Source organism: Winogradskya humida, from assembly GCF_016862215.1.
In the GTDB taxonomy this organism is placed as follows: Bacteria; Actinomycetota; Actinomycetes; order Mycobacteriales; family Micromonosporaceae; genus Actinoplanes; species Actinoplanes humidus.
Map to the genome: position 1 here is coordinate 20494 of NZ_BOMN01000106.1, position 14899 is coordinate 35392.

Below are 14899 nucleotides of genomic sequence, written 5' to 3' on the forward strand. Positions count from 1 at the left end.
ACGGGAACGCCCCGCAATGATCAACCGGTTCAGCAGGAGGGGCCGGAGCTCAAAGATCCGCTCAGGACATACCGTCCGGGGGTCCGCACGCGCGCCGTCGTCCATTCCGCCGGACCGGCCTCGACGCACCCGCCCGGACCCCGCAGGCTCAGCCACCGGGACCAGCGCACCCGCACCAGCACGTCACCCGGGGACGCCGCGTCGAAGACGACGGCACCGTCGGTCGAGGAGACCAGCTCCGCACCGGTGACGAGCTCCGGGTCGCCGCTCACCTCGTAGAGGGTCCAGTCCTTGTTGCGCCACACCTGCTTGAGATAGGAGGGCTTCGAGCGCACCAGCCGCGCCTCACGCCGCGCGACCGACGCGGGCGGAGCGGCGGCCAGGGCGACCAGTGACACACCGCTGTCGCGCAACCAGGTCCCGTACCCGGCGGCGGTGAGCTTCTTCTCGAAGAACAGCGGATTACGATCGGTGTCGGCCTGGCGCAGCCAGCCCCGGGCGAGCGGAGCGGTCCCCGGGACGTATGCCGCCTCCCAGTAGTTCGCGGTCGGGACCACCTCGACCCGGCCGACCGGCTGGCGGCGCTCCACCTCGTCGAGCAGCGGCCGGAAGTACTCCGGCGAGGCCATCGGGTCGCCGGTCCCCCGCAGGTCGCCGGCGGCCACCGGGTGCTGCCACAACGCGACGCCCGCCAGCAGAACCGCCATGGCAGCGACCCGCGCAGCGGGGCGGGACAGTGCCTCGGGCAGCCGGACACGCGACGGCAGAGCCGCATAACCCGCGAGCGTCACCAGCGCGAACGTCGCGGACAACCGGCCGGCGTTGAGCCCCACCGGGGTCGTGAGGATGCTCGCGGCGAGCACCCCGGCCGCGCTGAACAGCGCACCGATGCGAACAGCCCGGCGCGGCACGAGCAGAGCGACGAGCAGGCTCACGGTGAAGGACCGCAGCGTGTCTGAATTGATGGTGTTCATCGGCCCGCTGGTCCCGAACAGCAACGACATGCCGATGGTCGGCACCGCCGCGGCCACGGCGATCAGGAAGCCGTCGAGCCTGCGCCCGGCCGTCCCGGGACGCTCGGTCCTCCGCAAGCCGGCGGACAGCAGCAGTGCCGTCCCGGCCAGCCCCACGAACAGACCGGCCACGGGGCTCGCCGCACCGGCGAGGACCGCGGCAGCGACGGCGGCTGCTCGCCGCCACGACTGCGGGAAGGTCAGAGCGAGCAGAGCCGACAGGCCGAACACGAGACCCACGGTGAACGTGACCCGGCCCGAGACGATGTTGCCGAAAACGCCGAGCGCGCCGAGCAGCCCGGCGGCGAGGGGGCGGCGGGCACCCGTACGCAGCAGAAGAAGGGTCAGCAGCAGCGACGCGACAACGGCGGCGATCGCGCCGAGCGCCTTCGCCCCACCCGTACCGCCCCCGAGCCATGCCATCGGGGCGGGCGTCAGCAGGCTGTAGCCATAGGGGGACGTACCCCCGTACCACCCGAAGTCCAGCAGCGCACCGCCGTGCCGTCCCCAGAAGTCCGCGTGCGCGACCTGAGCCGCGAGATCGATCCCCATCGGCGGCGCCACCAGGAACGCCACCGCCGCCACCAGCGACACGACCCCGACAGCCGTCATCGCACGCACGGCCGACCGGTCACCCGTCGATGCGTCGGCGGTCGAGGAAGCGAGCCGCACAGGGTGATCATCGATCGACATGGCCGAGACTATAGACGCCCGTCAAAAGCCCCAGCCGCGAGATCCACACATGCGCATGCGAAGCCGCCGAGGTAGCCTGCGGCACGGCCGGGGCCGGGCATTTCATCCGGTAACGGCTCGACCGCCTGAGATGGCGGCGCGTGGTGTCGAGTGTGGACACGCCTCGGCCCGCACCACCCGGGCAGGACATGGTGAAGCCCGGGGATATGGCCAATCCCCGGGCCTCGGGCTGCCACCGAATTGCACACACCAGCACGTTTAAGGGCCAGGATCATTCGTCAGGACCGCGAGTTTTGCCTTTAAACTACCGCCGCTCGAAGCGCGGCGGACCGGACTTGAACCGGCATTCGCTGTCATCGTCCGGGCCCGGTCGACCTGGTGATCGGTGGAAAAATGCTGACGTTGGAGCGAGAATCTGAGTTTTACACCGGCTGCCTCTGCCAGTTGGGCTACCCCCGCGTGGTGGTGCGGGGGGCGGGGATCGAACCCGCACTGGGACCGGCTTGTTCAGTTTCAGCCTCAGCTGTCAGCTTCGCGCCGCGAACGGCGCACCCCCGCGCTCCCACGGGGGAATCTGAGACGGCTACCCTAGTTTCTCACCCGAAGAGGTAGCCGAAGACGGCCGCGCCGACCCGCTGGTCGGTGGTCTCGGTGCCGTTGGCCTCCTCGCGCGCGAACTTCACCGCGGTCTGTAGCGCGACGACGCGGTCGAGGATCTCGTTGACCCGCTTGGCCGGCAGCGCGCCGGAGAACTTCACCGTGGTCCAGTAGCCGACGGTGATGTCCTCGTAGAACACCTCGACCTGCGCCGGGTGCTTGTCGGTGGCCTCGGCCTTGACGTGGTTGCGCGGGACCTTCTTGGTGCGGTTGGTGCGCACCGGCTCCGTGCGCCAGCTGTCGGTCGAGTCGTCGCGCACCCAGGACTCCGCGGCGTCGAGGACCGGCAGCTTCTTCACGAACGTGTGCAGGTCGACGAGCTGCTTCTCCATGAAGAGCAGATAGGTCACCGGCACCTGGGCGGCGATGGTGCGCCCGTCGACGACCACGTCGGCGCGGGCCACGCAGTTGGTCCAGTCCTTCGTGGCCGTAACGTCGAAGAGCCGGGTCAGGGTGCTCGCGATGTCGTGCAGGATGTCCTCGGCCTTGATCTGCACCCGCGTCGACTCGGCGGGGAGCTGCTCCCCCTCCTCGTCCTTCGGCTGGTACGCCCGGGAGATGCCCGCGAGCGGGCCGGTCTTCTGCACGGCGTGGTGCGCCTCGCTCAGCTCGGCGAACGCCTTGCTCTTGACGCCTTTCTCCACCGCGATGATCTGGTTCAGTCTCGGCACGATGACCCCTTTCAGCGCGGACAACCTAGCAGCCACCGGCTCACCCGGACGACCCGTTTCCCAGGTTCCGGATCATGGCCCGCAGCGTAGCGATCGCATGCTCGTAGTCGCCCTCACGAAGCCCCGCCGTGGTCAGCTCGCGCATCTCACGAACCTCTGCGACAGGACAGCGACCAGCTCCCGGCCGGCATCGGTGATGCGTGCAGGCCTCACCGTCGCGGGCCGCGATCCCGCGCGTGGCAAGCGAATCGAGGTGCGGCAGGACGTCCTCCCCGAACGGCGCGAGAGCCTCGTTCGCAGCCGCGAGCGTTACCGGCCCACTGTGGAGAATGGACAGCAGCTGCCATTGGCGGCGGGTCACGTCGCGACGGCCGAGGGTCCGCGCGAACTGGTCGTTGATCAGGTCCCGGTTCCTCGACGCCCTCGGCGACTCCCCCGCGGGTCTGCCGATCTCCCGGATCGCCGACGCCATCGGGGTGGACCGGCAGCGGGCCGGCAGGCTGACCACCGAACTGCTGGCGGAGGGTCTGGTCACTCGCGGGGCCGCGCCGGAGGACTCGCGGTACGCGCTGGTCGGCCTCACCGCGCAGGGCCGGGAGCTCGTCGCCGCGATCAACGAGAACCGCCGCCGGGCCGTCGTGGCCGCCCTGAGCGGCTTCACCGCCGAGGAATCCCGCACGCTGGCCGCCCTGCTCCACCGCTTCGTCGACGCCTGGCCCCGCGAGCCCTGACCCACCCCGCCCACCCCGCGGTCAGGCCGTCTCCGGGACGGTGGTCAGGAGCGGGTGAAGGTGTCGGTGCCGAGGACGGTGAGGAGGGCGAGTTTGTCGTGGCTCTCGGTGCCGGGGGTGGCGGTGAAGATGAGCAGGGACTGGCCCTGGTCGGGGTCGAGGAGGGTCTGGCAGTACAGGTCGATGCGGCCGACCTCGGGGTGGATGAAGCGTTTGGCGTTGCTCCAGCGCAGGCCGACCTCCTGGCGGTCCCACAGCTCGGCGAACTCCTCGCTGCTGTTCTGCAGGTCGGTGACGAGGGACGCGGCCGGGGAGCCGGGGCCCTGGGCGGTGGCGACGGCGCGGAGCACTGCGGCGTACACCCGGCTGTGCTGGTGGTGGTCTTCGGGCAGGTAGCGGTCGCGGGCGGCCGGGTCGGTGAACCAGCGGTAGAGAGCGCTGCGTGCCGGGCCGGTGTGATGCGTTTCGTCGCCGAGGAGGGCCACGGCCGGCGGGGTCTGCTGCAGGGTCTCGCCGATCGGGCCGATGATCTCGGCGGGGGTGTCCTGGAGCCGGTCCATGACGCGCAGCAGGCCGGGGCTGATGTGCGCGTCGCGGAGCTGCCGTGGTTGCCGGCGGTGCCCGCAGAGCAGGAACAGGTGGTCGCGTTCGTCGGGGGTGAGGCGCAGGCCCCGGGCGATGGCCGCGGTCATCTGCTGCGACGGCTGTGATCCGCTGCCGCGTTCCAGGCGGGCCAGGTAGTCGGCCGACATGTCGCACAGCTCGGCGACCTCCTCACGGCGCAGGCCACTCGTGCGCCGCCGGCTGCCCCGCCGCAACCCGACGTCCTCGGGTTGCAGGGACTGCCTGCGGCCGCGCAGGAAGGCAGCCAGGCCGTCGCGGTTCACCATCGGGCCCACCCCTCTCGCTGTCTCACCCCATCTTCCGGCAGGCGGGTCACCGTTAGCCACGCCCTGTCATTCAGCGGTTGAGCCGGTCCTTCATCCGAGCGCCCGCAGCGTTTCCACTGGAGGGACACCCACTTGACGGAGGAGCTGGTCATGGCCACCTGGACCGCGGACCACCTGCAGGACCTGACCGGTACGACGGTGATGATCACCGGTGCCGGCGGCGGAATCGGCGCGGTCACCGCCCGTGAGCTCGGCCGCGCCGGTGCGCGGGTGGTGCTGGCCGCGCGTGACGTCGGCAAGGCACGCGGAGCGATGGCCGGCCTTCCGGGCGACTTCAGCTTCCAGCACCTCGATGTCGCCGACCTGGATTCGGTACGCGCGTTCGCGCAGTCGTACCCCGATGAGCTCGATATTTTGATCAACAACGCCGGGGTGATGGACATCCCGGCGGCGCGCACCGCCCAGGGCCTCGACGTGCAGACCGCGACGAACTACTTCGGCCCGTTCCTGCTGACCACCCTGCTGCTGCCCCGCCTGACCGACCGGGTCGTCACGGTGTCCAGCCAGCTGCACCGCTTCGGCAAACTGGACCTCGCCGACCTCGACTGGCGCACCCGCAAGTACAACGGGCTGGCGGTCTACGAGGCGTCCAAGCTCGCCGTCGTCCTGTTCTCCCTCGAGTTGCAGCGCCGCCTGACCGCCTCGGGCAGCCAGGTCCGCTCGGTCGTCGCGCACCCCGGCGTCGCGCGGACCGGACTGGTCAGCCACTCCCCACTGGGCTTCGTCAACCGCTTGCCGTTCCTGGTCCAGGACGTCGAGCACGGGGCACTGCCGTTGCTGTATGCGGCCACGGAGGACGTCCCCGGCAACGCTTACATCGGCCCGGACGGCCTGTTCAGTTTTACCGGCTATCCGCTGATCCGTAAGCCCAGCCGCGCCGGTCAGAACGCCGCCACCGCGGAACGGTTGTGGCACGCGACTGCGGCTCTCCTCGGCGCGGACGCCGTCGTCTGACTCAGGGTCGGCGTTCCGGCTGGTCGAAGGTGAGGGTCAGCCTGCTGCTGTAGCCGTCGGAGCTGCCCGCCCCGGCCTGCGGGCCAGGCGATTCCGACGGCACGGCCTGCGGGCCGGGCGGCTCGGTATCGCCGGTCCAGATCTTGACGGCACGGAACGCGTAGCCGTCCTAGTCCGCCGCCTCGGCCCGGAACATCACCGTCCGGCCGGTCTCGAGCTCGCGGTAGCCCGGCGCCGCGACGGCGGAGAAGTGCACCCAGCACCCACCCGGAACGCCGGGGCCGTCGAGCACGCCCCACCCCTCGTCGGCATTCCAGCTGCGGACCGTCCCCACGCTGACCATCCCCCCATCATGCAGGGCGGTCAGGTTGGTGGGCGAATGGATTGCGTGAGGTCCCACTCGTAGCGGCGGCCGGCGGGGGCCGGGTCGTGCCAGGTGATCTGCCAGCCCTTGGCGTCGGCGAGGCGTTGCGGGGGTGTGGAGCTGCCGAATCCGCGGCGTTCCACGACGCCGGGTGGTTTGGGGCCGTCGGGGAAATAGAATTTTACGGTGAGTTCGCTGAGGATCGATCTGTCGCCGTTTCCGGCGGGGAGGCGGTCATTCCAGATCAGGTAATCGAAGCCGTGGGCGCGCAGCGGGTCCCAGAGGCCGGCCGGGCGGTATCTGATCATCCATTCGAATTGTTCCGTGAGGCCCGGATCGAAGACGAGCCAGGCGCGGGGGCGATGATTGCGGGGCAGCGGGAGAACGCTTATGTTGCCGGCCGCGTCGCCGTCGAGAACGCAGGAGAATTCGAGATCTTCCAGACTGGTGATGCGTTCCGTCTCGCTGGGCACGACGGGTCTGACGGCGCGCTGGGTGACCCGCGGTTTGGGGATGGTGCGGCGGCGTTCGACGATGGTGTCACCGGCGGCGTCGGCGCCGACGGTGACGGCCAGTTCGAGGGCCTCGGTGTAGATCGGGCCTTCCTGGTCGATGATCCGGTCGATCGCGTCGACGTAGTGCTGATGGCCGACCTGCAGGGTCGCCATGCGCTGGTTGGCCTCCTCCAGCTCGCGCTTGAGCTGGCCGCCGCGCCGCACGTAGTAGAAGAGCGTGAACCGGACCACGAGGAACAGCAGGCAGGCAATGCCGACCATGGTGAGGATGAGCCGTCCGAGGCCGTTCGAGAAACCGGCGAGCTGGGCCACTCCGGCGGCCAGACCGACCGCGAGGGCCGTGAAGTTGACAAATCCCTGGACGTTTTTCATGCCATTCAGCCCCCGAGCGCGTCCCTGACGATCAGCTCATACTGGAAACGCCTTCTCTCATTATGCCAAAAGCGTCATCGCGGACATGTCACTCCGCCGGGTGATTGCTGGAAGATCGCGTTTACCGGACCGTCGCAGTATCGACCCTTGCTGAGGGCATTGATCAGGAATTCATCGATCGGAAACGGGCATCGATTCACGGAACACGATCACCGGTACGCCGGATACGTACGGAGAGACGGTTGTGATCTCAGGGAACAGCACCGCATCCTTTGCCGGTAAATATTCGCCACTTTCATTGCAGAGGTCGATCGCCATGGATGCCGACGGGAACAACCATCATGCCGGGGGCGGCCCCGGCGGCGAGGGCGGCAGCGTCGTCCGCCGATTCCTGACCTCGCCGACCGCCCTGCCGGAATCGCTCGCCCCGGCCACCCTGCTGACCATCTCGCTGGTGCTCTCGGTCGCCCTGGTCGGCCTGGCCACGATCGCCCTGGCCCCCTGACCGGGCGGGTCGGAGCCGCTGAGGATCGTCACGGACGGACCGCTGCGAACCTCGACGGCTCCGGCGGGCCGGGCTAGCGGTGGAGGTTTCCACCCTCGCCGCCCGGAATCGGTCGTGTCGCGACACGGCACACAGTGATCACTCCTTTCTCGGTTTTCCCACGGCCCCAACGAGTCAGCCACCCGTCACGGTCGTGGACCAATCAGCTCGAATGTAGTCACCGAATGGTGCGATTACCGCGAACCGCGCGTGTTCCGTCACCCCGGCTTCCGTCACCCCGGCTTCCGTCACCCCGGCTTCCGTCACCCCGGCTTCCGTCACCCCGGCTTCCGTCACCTTGTCTGGGGATGCGCCGAGATGCCGTCCATGGCGAGGCTCACCAGGCGCGCGGCCTCGGCGGGGCCGGTCTTCTCGGCGGCCAGGGCGATCGCGTTGACAAGGGTGAGCAGGTCGGCGATGGAGACGTCCGGACGTACGGTGGCGGCTTCGACCGCTCTGAGCCGCAGCCTCTCGCCTGCGGTGACCAGCATCGCGCCGCAGGACTCGCTCTGCTGCAGGGGCTCGGCCAGGAGGACCGCCGCCAGGCCACGAGCAGTCGCAGAGTACGCAGCGAGCTCGCGCAGCCACGTCACCAGCGCCTCGTGCGGATCGGGTGCCGTCTCCAGCTCACCGGCCCGCTCGCAGAGGCCCTCGGTGCGGCCGTGGAAGACCGCGCTCATCAGCGCCCAGCGGTTCGGGAAGTGCCGGTGCAGGGTCGCGGAACCGACACCGGCGCGGCGGGCGATCTCCTCGAGGGAGGCCTCGGCGCCGTCGCGGGCGACCGCCTCGGAGGCGGCCTCGACGATGCGGTCGTAGTTGCGCTGTGCGTCAGCTCTCATGGCACGCCCTGTTGGCAAAGTGGGGTGGTCCCCCATATCGTAGCCGGGCAGAAGCGGGGGGCCACCCCACTTATTGTTCCAGGAGGAACCCATGTCCGTACTCGTCATCGGCGCGACCGGCAAACAGGGCGGCTCGACCGCCCGCGCCCTGCTCGCCCGGGGCACCGCCGTCCGCGCCCTGGTCCGCGATCCCGAGGCCGCAGCCGCTCAGGAGCTCGTGACACTGGGCGCCGAACTGGCGGTCGGTGACCTGGACGACCGGGCCTCGCTGCTCGCCGCGGCGCGCGGCGTGGACGGCGTCTTCTCGATCCCGTACCCCGACGTGAACGACCTGGCCGGTGACGCCGAAGCGATCCGCGGGCGCAACCTCGTCGAGGCCGCCCGCGAAGCGGGGGTCACGCAGTTCGTGCACAGCAGCGTCTCCGGGGCGGGCGAGTTCCACCGCACCTCCCCCGGCTGGGCCGAGGGCCGCTGGGACCGCCACTACTGGGAGAGCAAGGCCGGGATCGACGAGCTCGTCCGCACGAGCGGTTTCGCCCGCTGGACCGTCCTGAAGCCCGCCACGTTCATGGAGAACTTCATCGGCTTCTCCTACCTGTTCGGCGACTGGGCCGCCACGGGCACGATCATCACGAGCTTCTCCGCCGGCACCCGCATCCCCCTGATCGCCGTCGACGACATCGGCGCCGCGGCCGCGACAGCGTTCGGAGATGCCGGGACCCTCGACGGCGTCGACCTGGAGATGGCCGGCGACGTGCACACCATGACGGAGATCGCGGCCATCCTGACCGAGGAGACCGGCCGCAAGGTCGAAGCACCGGTGCTGACCAGCGACGAAGCTGTCACACGGGGCATGCTGCCGTTCATGGTCAACGCCGTCGAACGCATGGACGTCGTCGGCAGCCCCGCCCACCCCGGCCTCCTGACCGGGCGCGGCCTGCAGGCGACGGACTTCCGCACGTGGTCCCAGAAATTCGCGAGCAACCTTTCCGGGCCCGCCGGCAACTAAGGGGTTGTCCGGCCGGCGACCACCGAGGGGCGCCGGCCGGGCGCGTACTCACCGGCCCGGGTTCAAGATGGCCATCTGCACGGCGTCGGCCCAGCCCTGCGGGGTGCGCAGAACCTCCCGCTGGATGCCCTCCACCTGGAAACCCGCCTTCTCGTAGACACGTTGCGCGCGCGGATTGAACGAGAAGACGTGCAGCTCGATGCGGTGCAGGGCGAGCGCGCTGAACGCGTACGGGAGGAGGAGGCGCAGGGCCTCGGAGCCGAGCCCGCGGTCGCGGCCGGAGGGGCCGATCAGGGTGCGGAACGTGCAGTTCGCGTTGCGGGTGTCGACCTCGTACAGAACGACCTCACCGACCCATTGCCCGGTCGCCCGGTCCTCGATGGCCAGGTCGAGCCGGTCGGGCTGGGTGTTGCGGGCGGCGTACCAGTCGCGGAGCTTCTGCTCGGCCGCCTCGTCCCAGGTGAGCGGTTCGCTGCCGGTGAGGCGAATGACTTCGGGGTCCTGCAGGGCCGTGGCGATCGCCGGGTTGTCGTTTTCGCGGAACGGGCGCAGCACGACCCGGTCGCCGGTCAATGTCGGTTTGCGGGAGAAGTCGCCGGTCATCGCGCCAGGTTAGGTGGTGGCGCGGATGGGCAGGAGAGTGGCGCGTTCTGCCACTGTCGCGGGGTCCGCGGGACCGTAGCGTCGGGGGTGACAGAGGGTGGACGCTTGCGAGGGGATACGACGATGGCCTGGTCAGTAGCGGATGTTCCCGGGCAGCAGGGACGCGTGGCGGTGGTGACCGGCGCGAACGGCGGGCTCGGGCTGGCCACCGCGCGGGTGCTTGCCGCGAAAGGGGCACATGTGGTCATGGCGGCCCGGGACAGGGGCAAGGCGGCGGCTGCGCGGGACGGCATCCGGGCGGCGTACCCGCGGGCTTCGCTGGAGATCGTCGGTCTTGACCTGGGGTCGCTGGCGTCGGTCGAGCGGGCCGCCGGGGAGATCCTGGCCGGTCATGCGCGGATCGATCTGCTGATCACCAACGCCGGGGTGATGGCGGTGCCGCAGGGCACGACCGCCGACGGGTTCGAGACGCAGCTGGGCGTCAACCATCTGGGGCACTGGGCGCTGACCGCGCATCTGTTGCCGGCGCTGGTACGCACCCGCGACGCCCGGGTGGTGACGCTGACCAGCAGCGCGCAGCACATGGGGCATCCGCTCGACGGCTATCCGCGGCGCACGTACTCGCCAGGGGGTGCCTATGACGACTCCAAGCTCGCGAACCGGCACTTCGCGCAGGGGCTCGACCGCCAGTTCCGGGCCGCCGGGGTGTCCGCCCGCGCGCTGACCGCCCACCCGGGGTTCACCGACTCGGACCTGTTCGACACGTCCAGCGCGGCCGGTGCCGCCGGGCTGCGCGGCACGATCCTGCGTCAGGTCACCCGCGCGATCGGCATGCCCGTCGAGCGGGGTGTGCTGAGCCAGCTGCGCGCCGCGACCGACCCCCGGGCCGAGGGCGGCACGATGTACGGCCCGCGCTGGACGGCCACCGGTGCGCCGGTCCGGCGGCCCCTGATCCGGCCGGGCGCCGATCGGGCGATCCGCGTGCTGTGGCAGGTGTCGCGCGACCTCACCGGCCTCGACGTCGACGTGGCCCGGGCGCTCGCGCAGGCCGGGACCGCGAGCCGTCCGTGACACCGGCCCGGTTCACGCTCAGCGCGGCGACCGCCGCGATGTTCGCCGACGTCGGCATCCCCGCCGGGCCGGTGCTGCGGGCGGCCGGGCTGCCCGAGGACCTGTTCCTGCACGGCCCGGCCGCGCTCACCCCGCCGCAGTTCTACCGGTGCTGGACCGCGATGGAGGAGCTCGCCGGCGACCCGGCGATCGGGTCCCGGCTGGCCGCCCGGATGAGCACCGAGACGTTCCAGCCCCCGATCTTCGCCGCGCTGTGCAGCGCCGACCTGCGCAGCGCCGCGGAACGGATCGCCCTGTACAAGCGGCTCCTCGGCCCGCAGCAGCTGACGCTCACCGGCGACCTGACCCTCACGATGCACTGGCCGGCGGAGCCGTCGCCACCGCCCGGTCTCGTCGCGTACGAGCTGGCGTTCTGGGTGGCGCTCGCCCGCCTCGGCACCCGTACCCGGATCACACCGGCCCGGATCCTCATGCCGGACCCGCCCCGCGGCCCCGCCGCCGACGCCTGGCGGGACTACCTGGGTGTGCCGTTCGGGCCGGGCGCGGCCCCGGCCGTCGTGTTCACCGCCGCCGACGCCCGGCGCCCGTTCCTGACCTCGAACGCCGAGATGTGGCAGCTCCTCGAGCCCGATCTGCGCCGCCGCCTCGCCGACCTCGACCGGGCCGAGTCCACCACCGAACGGGTCCGCGCGGCCCTCGTCGAGCTTCTCCCCGCGGGCCGGGCCACGGCCGGTGGCGTCGCCCGCCGCCTCGCGCTGAGCGACCGGACCCTGCAGCGACGCCTCGCCGGCGAGCACACCACCTTCCAGGCCGTCCTCGAACACACCCGGAGCACCCTGGCCCGCGGCTACCTCAGCCGCCCGGACGTCTCGGTCCCGGAGGTCGCGCTGCTGCTCGGTTATGACGAGCCCAGCTCCTTCTACCGGGCCTTCCGCCGCTGGTCAGGCACCACACCCCAGCGGTCCCGGGCGGCGAGCTGAGCCTGCGCTCACGAGCGGGGGCGCAGGAGGGTGATGCGGCTCGCGCCGAGTTCGGTGACGTAGAGGTTGCCGGTGGCGGGGTCCTGGGCGACGTCGAGGGGCTGGCTGAAACCCGTGAAGCCGGTGATGCCGGTGGTCCGGTTGCTCAGGATTCCGGAGGGCGCGACGTCGAAGGTCTCGATGTCCTGGCCGGAGGAGTAGCGGACCACGAGGAGTTTGCCGTCGAGGGCGCCGCCGCGGTATTCGAGGGCGCCGTTCGCGGAGGCATGCAGGCCGGCGTCGTACGTGCCGGCGAGGTCGAAGTTGGGGTCGGGCTGGGTGCCCGCGGGGTAGGCGGGGACCTCGAAGGGGTCCGTGGCGGTCGACGGGTTGCCGCCGGCGAGGACCCATTCGCAGCGGGCCGGGTTCGGGTGTCCGTAGTAGCGACCCGGTTTCACGTCGAAGACGTAGTCCGTCTCCGCCGTCGGGACCGCGGTCAGCGCCGGGACCACCGGGGCGGTGTAGCCGCGGCGCGCGCAGGCGGCCGGGAGCGGGGACGGTGTCGCGGGAGTGTTGCCGCCGGCGGCCGAGCCGTTGGTCGGGGCGTACAGGTGGCCGTTGCGGTGCCACACCAGGTCGTACGCGTTGCGCACCCCGGTCGCGTAGAGGGTGAGCGGTGCGCCCGCGGCGTACGGATCATAGGTGGACGAGACGTCCAACGGTGACGTGCCCAGCAGACTGGTGTCGAGGCGCAGGACCGCCGCGCTGAGCAGGCGTTCCGGGCGGTTGCCCCAGGTCGCGTCCGCGCCGCCCATCGCGTTGTTCGCGCCCTGCGACACGTACAGCGCGCCGTCCGGGCCGAACGCCAGCGAGTTCGTCTCGTGGTCCTTCACCGAGCGGGGCAGGCCGACCACCACCGGTGTGTAGACGCCGTCGTGGATCCGGCCGATGCGCCCCGAGAAGTCCGGGACGTTCAGCGGGCCGACGTACTCGTAGTTGTCGGTCACCCACAGATCGCCGGCCGGGTCGAAGGCCATGCCGATGACCGTGCGCGCCGGTGCGCCCGGCAGGCCCAGCGCTGTCGCGTTGTCCCGGACCGCGGTGCTCACGGTCGCGGTGCCGAGCGTGCCGTCCGCCGCGATCGGGTAACGGAAGATACGGCCGTCGAGGCTCCCCGCGTACAAATAGTTGTCAGGTCCTTTGACCACCGTCGTGAAGGACGCGCCGGTCGCGACGCCGACCACCTTGTCGAAGGCCGCCGGGCCGCCGGGACCGTCGCCGCTGCCGGTGGTGAAGACGATCGAATGCGGTTGGAACGCTCTGCCGCGCACGTCCCGCACGCCCGAGGTCACACTGAATCGGTACGCCGTGAGCGGCGCGAGGGCAGCCGCCGGCGACAGGTTCACCACGTCCCCACCGCCGCTGGTGATCACGGTCGCGGCCACCGCGGCGCCGTCGCTGACCCGGGTCAGGGTCACGGTGGACGCGTTCAGGGTCGCGGCGTCGACACCCCCGTCCGGCAGGACCAGGTCCTCCACCACGCTTCCATTCACGGGTACGCCCACCGCGCCGTTCGCCGGCGTACTCGTCCGCACTCCCGGGGCACTGGCCGCCGCCGCGATGTCCACATAGTTCAGTTTGGTGTTGACGCCACCCGCAGCGCTGAGCGTCAGCCGCCCGTCGGTGACCGTGACCGTCCGGGTGGCCGTCGCGTGCCGGGTGGCGCTGGTAGGCACGAAGGCCGCGACAGCGTTCTGGTCCTCGACGTTCAGCCAGTGGCTACTGTCCACGGCCGTCCCGGCGTCACCCACGGCTACGGTCACCGTGTACGCACCGTTCGGCACCGCCGCTTCCCAGCTACCGGGCGTGTTCACCGGGAGCTGCAGGTGCATCAGCGTCGCCAGGCGGATGTCGGCCTGCCCCGCCACCGGGTTCCGGTTCCGCCCGTTGGCGGTCAGGCTCAACGGCGTCGACGTTCCGTCGGCGACCCAGCCGTAGCCACGGGTGTCCGCGTAGGCGTCCCCGGAGTCCCGCACGTAGCCGGCCGGTGGCGCGGCCGCCGGGTCCGAGAAGTTGACCTTCAACGCGTACGCCGGCGAGATCTCCAGGTAGTTGAGCTTGGTATTCGTCCCGCCGATCGCGTCGACGGTCAGCCGGCCGTCGGTCACCGGCACTGTCACGGTCGCTGTGCGGAACTCCGTCGCTGCGGTTCCTGCGAAGCCGGTCACCGCCGGGCAGCCCTCGACGCGAACGGTGTGCGAGCTGTCGTACGCGGGCTGGTCACCCACCGACACCGTCACCCGGTACAGGCCGTTGGGCAGGACGTATTCCCAGGCACCGGCGGTGAATACGCCGTTGGCGCCGCCGATATCGCCGTACTGAAGATGGATCAGCGTGTTGAGCCGCGCGTCGATGCCCGTGCGTGCCCGGTCCCGGGTGTTGCGGCTCAGGTCGAGTGGCGTCTGAGAGCCCTGCACCACCCAGCCCGACCCGCGCGCGGGGGTGAACGCCGCGCCGGTGTCGGCGGTGTATCCCGTGGGCACGGGTGACGTCGCGGGCTGGAAGTTGACCCGGGCGAGTGGGGCGGGCTCGGCCGCGGCGGCGCTCGTTGCCGGGTTCAGGACCGTGAGCGGGACGAGGAGAGCGGCGACGGTCAGTGCGGGGCGGAGTCTCACCCGATCAAGCAACCACGGGGCCCGGCGGGGCTTGCCTGTCGGAAATCCGCCGGTGGCTGTTTTCGCAGGTCGCGGCGCCGATTCGATTCGTCGTAAGCAGGACGATCAGCGGGAACGGCCATCACCGCCGCAATCCGGAATTGCCGAAAGGGCCGACCCTTTCCACCGAGCATCCTGGCCTGCCCGCGCCCGCCCGCGCGGGTCGGTCTCCCGGAACCTGTCTGGGCGCTTGCGATCGGCCGCCAGCATCGCCTTGTAGCCGTCGCAGTCGGTCGCGAA

At 70.9% G+C, this 14899-nt stretch carries 15 protein-coding genes and 1 pseudogene; 6 read left to right on the plus strand and 10 right to left on the minus strand.

What is annotated here, in order from left to right; all coding sequences use genetic code 11:
- Nucleotides 1-29: 29 nt before the first annotated feature.
- From Ahu01nite_RS36255 to Ahu01nite_RS36265, 3 genes and pseudogenes are all read right to left on the minus strand, one after another.
- Entirely contained in the window at nt 30-1706 is a 1677-nt protein-coding gene (locus tag Ahu01nite_RS36255) for a hypothetical protein (protein WP_239159419.1), read from the minus strand.
- 463 nt (nt 1707-2169) lie between these two features.
- Nucleotides 2170-2264 (minus strand): annotated as a pseudogene (locus Ahu01nite_RS36260).
- Nucleotides 2265-2302: 38 nt separating this feature from the next.
- Nucleotides 2303-3034, minus strand: a complete 732-nt coding sequence (locus Ahu01nite_RS36265) for a DUF7873 family protein (protein ID WP_203841249.1) — start codon at nt 3032-3034, stop codon at nt 2303-2305.
- Nucleotides 3035-3429: 395 nt separating this feature from the next.
- Here Ahu01nite_RS36265 and Ahu01nite_RS36270 point away from each other — a divergent pair, with 395 nt between their 5' ends.
- A complete protein-coding gene (locus Ahu01nite_RS36270; RefSeq protein ID WP_203841250.1) occupies nt 3430-3765 on the plus strand; it encodes a MarR family winged helix-turn-helix transcriptional regulator in 336 nt (111 codons plus the stop codon).
- 44 nt (nt 3766-3809) lie between these two features.
- Here the strand turns inward: Ahu01nite_RS36270 and Ahu01nite_RS36275 are convergent, their stop codons facing one another.
- Nucleotides 3810-4655 carry a helix-turn-helix transcriptional regulator gene (locus tag Ahu01nite_RS36275; protein ID WP_203841251.1) on the minus strand — a complete coding sequence of 282 codons (846 nt, stop codon included), beginning with the start codon at nt 4653-4655 and terminating at the stop codon, nt 3810-3812.
- Nucleotides 4656-4787: 132 nt separating this feature from the next.
- On the opposite strand from Ahu01nite_RS36275, the gene Ahu01nite_RS36280 reads away from it, so the two are divergent.
- Nucleotides 4788-5669: an SDR family NAD(P)-dependent oxidoreductase gene (locus tag Ahu01nite_RS36280; RefSeq protein ID WP_239159420.1), complete on the plus strand. Its 882-nt coding sequence runs from the start codon at nt 4788-4790 to the stop codon at nt 5667-5669.
- A gap of 169 nt (nt 5670-5838) precedes the next feature.
- On the opposite strand, the gene Ahu01nite_RS36285 is transcribed toward Ahu01nite_RS36280, so the two are convergent.
- The 3 genes from Ahu01nite_RS36285 to Ahu01nite_RS36295 all read right to left on the minus strand — a co-directional run bounded on the left by Ahu01nite_RS36285 (nt 5839) and on the right by Ahu01nite_RS36295 (nt 7238).
- Nucleotides 5839-6012, minus strand: coding sequence for a cold-shock protein (locus Ahu01nite_RS36285; protein WP_203841252.1), 174 nt, complete (start codon nt 6010-6012; stop codon nt 5839-5841).
- A gap of 20 nt (nt 6013-6032) precedes the next feature.
- Complete coding sequence (locus Ahu01nite_RS36290) at nt 6033-6920, minus strand: hypothetical protein (RefSeq protein ID WP_203841253.1); 888 nt, start codon at nt 6918-6920, stop codon at nt 6033-6035.
- 171 nt (nt 6921-7091) lie between these two features.
- Complete coding sequence (locus Ahu01nite_RS36295; RefSeq protein ID WP_203841254.1) at nt 7092-7238, minus strand: hypothetical protein; 147 nt, start codon at nt 7236-7238, stop codon at nt 7092-7094.
- Here Ahu01nite_RS36295 and Ahu01nite_RS36300 point away from each other — a divergent pair.
- Complete coding sequence (locus tag Ahu01nite_RS36300; RefSeq protein WP_203841255.1) at nt 7237-7425, plus strand: hypothetical protein; 189 nt, start codon at nt 7237-7239, stop codon at nt 7423-7425. The genes Ahu01nite_RS36295 and Ahu01nite_RS36300 overlap by 2 nt on opposite strands.
- A gap of 332 nt (nt 7426-7757) precedes the next feature.
- Here the strand turns inward: Ahu01nite_RS36300 and Ahu01nite_RS36305 are convergent, their stop codons facing one another.
- Nucleotides 7758-8303, minus strand: a complete 546-nt coding sequence (locus tag Ahu01nite_RS36305) for a TetR/AcrR family transcriptional regulator (RefSeq protein ID WP_203841256.1) — start codon at nt 8301-8303, stop codon at nt 7758-7760.
- 91 nt (nt 8304-8394) lie between these two features.
- Here Ahu01nite_RS36305 and Ahu01nite_RS36310 point away from each other — a divergent pair, with 91 nt between their 5' ends.
- Entirely contained in the window at nt 8395-9312 is a 918-nt protein-coding gene (locus tag Ahu01nite_RS36310) for an NmrA/HSCARG family protein (protein ID WP_203841257.1), read from the plus strand.
- Nucleotides 9313-9360: 48 nt separating this feature from the next.
- Here Ahu01nite_RS36310 and Ahu01nite_RS36315 read toward each other — a convergent pair whose 3' ends face one another.
- Nucleotides 9361-9915 carry a GNAT family N-acetyltransferase gene (locus Ahu01nite_RS36315; protein ID WP_203841258.1) on the minus strand — a complete coding sequence of 185 codons (555 nt, stop codon included), beginning with the start codon at nt 9913-9915 and terminating at the stop codon, nt 9361-9363.
- A gap of 123 nt (nt 9916-10038) precedes the next feature.
- Between Ahu01nite_RS36315 and Ahu01nite_RS36320 the strand changes: the two genes are divergently transcribed.
- Together Ahu01nite_RS36320 and Ahu01nite_RS36325 are read left to right on the plus strand one after the other, a co-directional pair.
- Complete coding sequence (locus tag Ahu01nite_RS36320; RefSeq protein ID WP_203841259.1) at nt 10039-10986, plus strand: SDR family NAD(P)-dependent oxidoreductase; 948 nt, start codon at nt 10039-10041, stop codon at nt 10984-10986.
- Nucleotides 10983-11966: an AraC family transcriptional regulator gene (locus tag Ahu01nite_RS36325; protein ID WP_239159421.1), complete on the plus strand. Its 984-nt coding sequence runs from the start codon at nt 10983-10985 to the stop codon at nt 11964-11966. Before Ahu01nite_RS36320 ends, Ahu01nite_RS36325 begins: the two co-directional genes overlap by 4 nt.
- A gap of 8 nt (nt 11967-11974) precedes the next feature.
- Here Ahu01nite_RS36325 and Ahu01nite_RS36330 read toward each other — a convergent pair whose 3' ends face one another.
- Nucleotides 11975-14620: a PQQ-dependent sugar dehydrogenase gene (locus Ahu01nite_RS36330; protein ID WP_239159422.1), complete on the minus strand. Its 2646-nt coding sequence runs from the start codon at nt 14618-14620 to the stop codon at nt 11975-11977.
- Nucleotides 14621-14899: the final 279 nt, after the last annotated feature.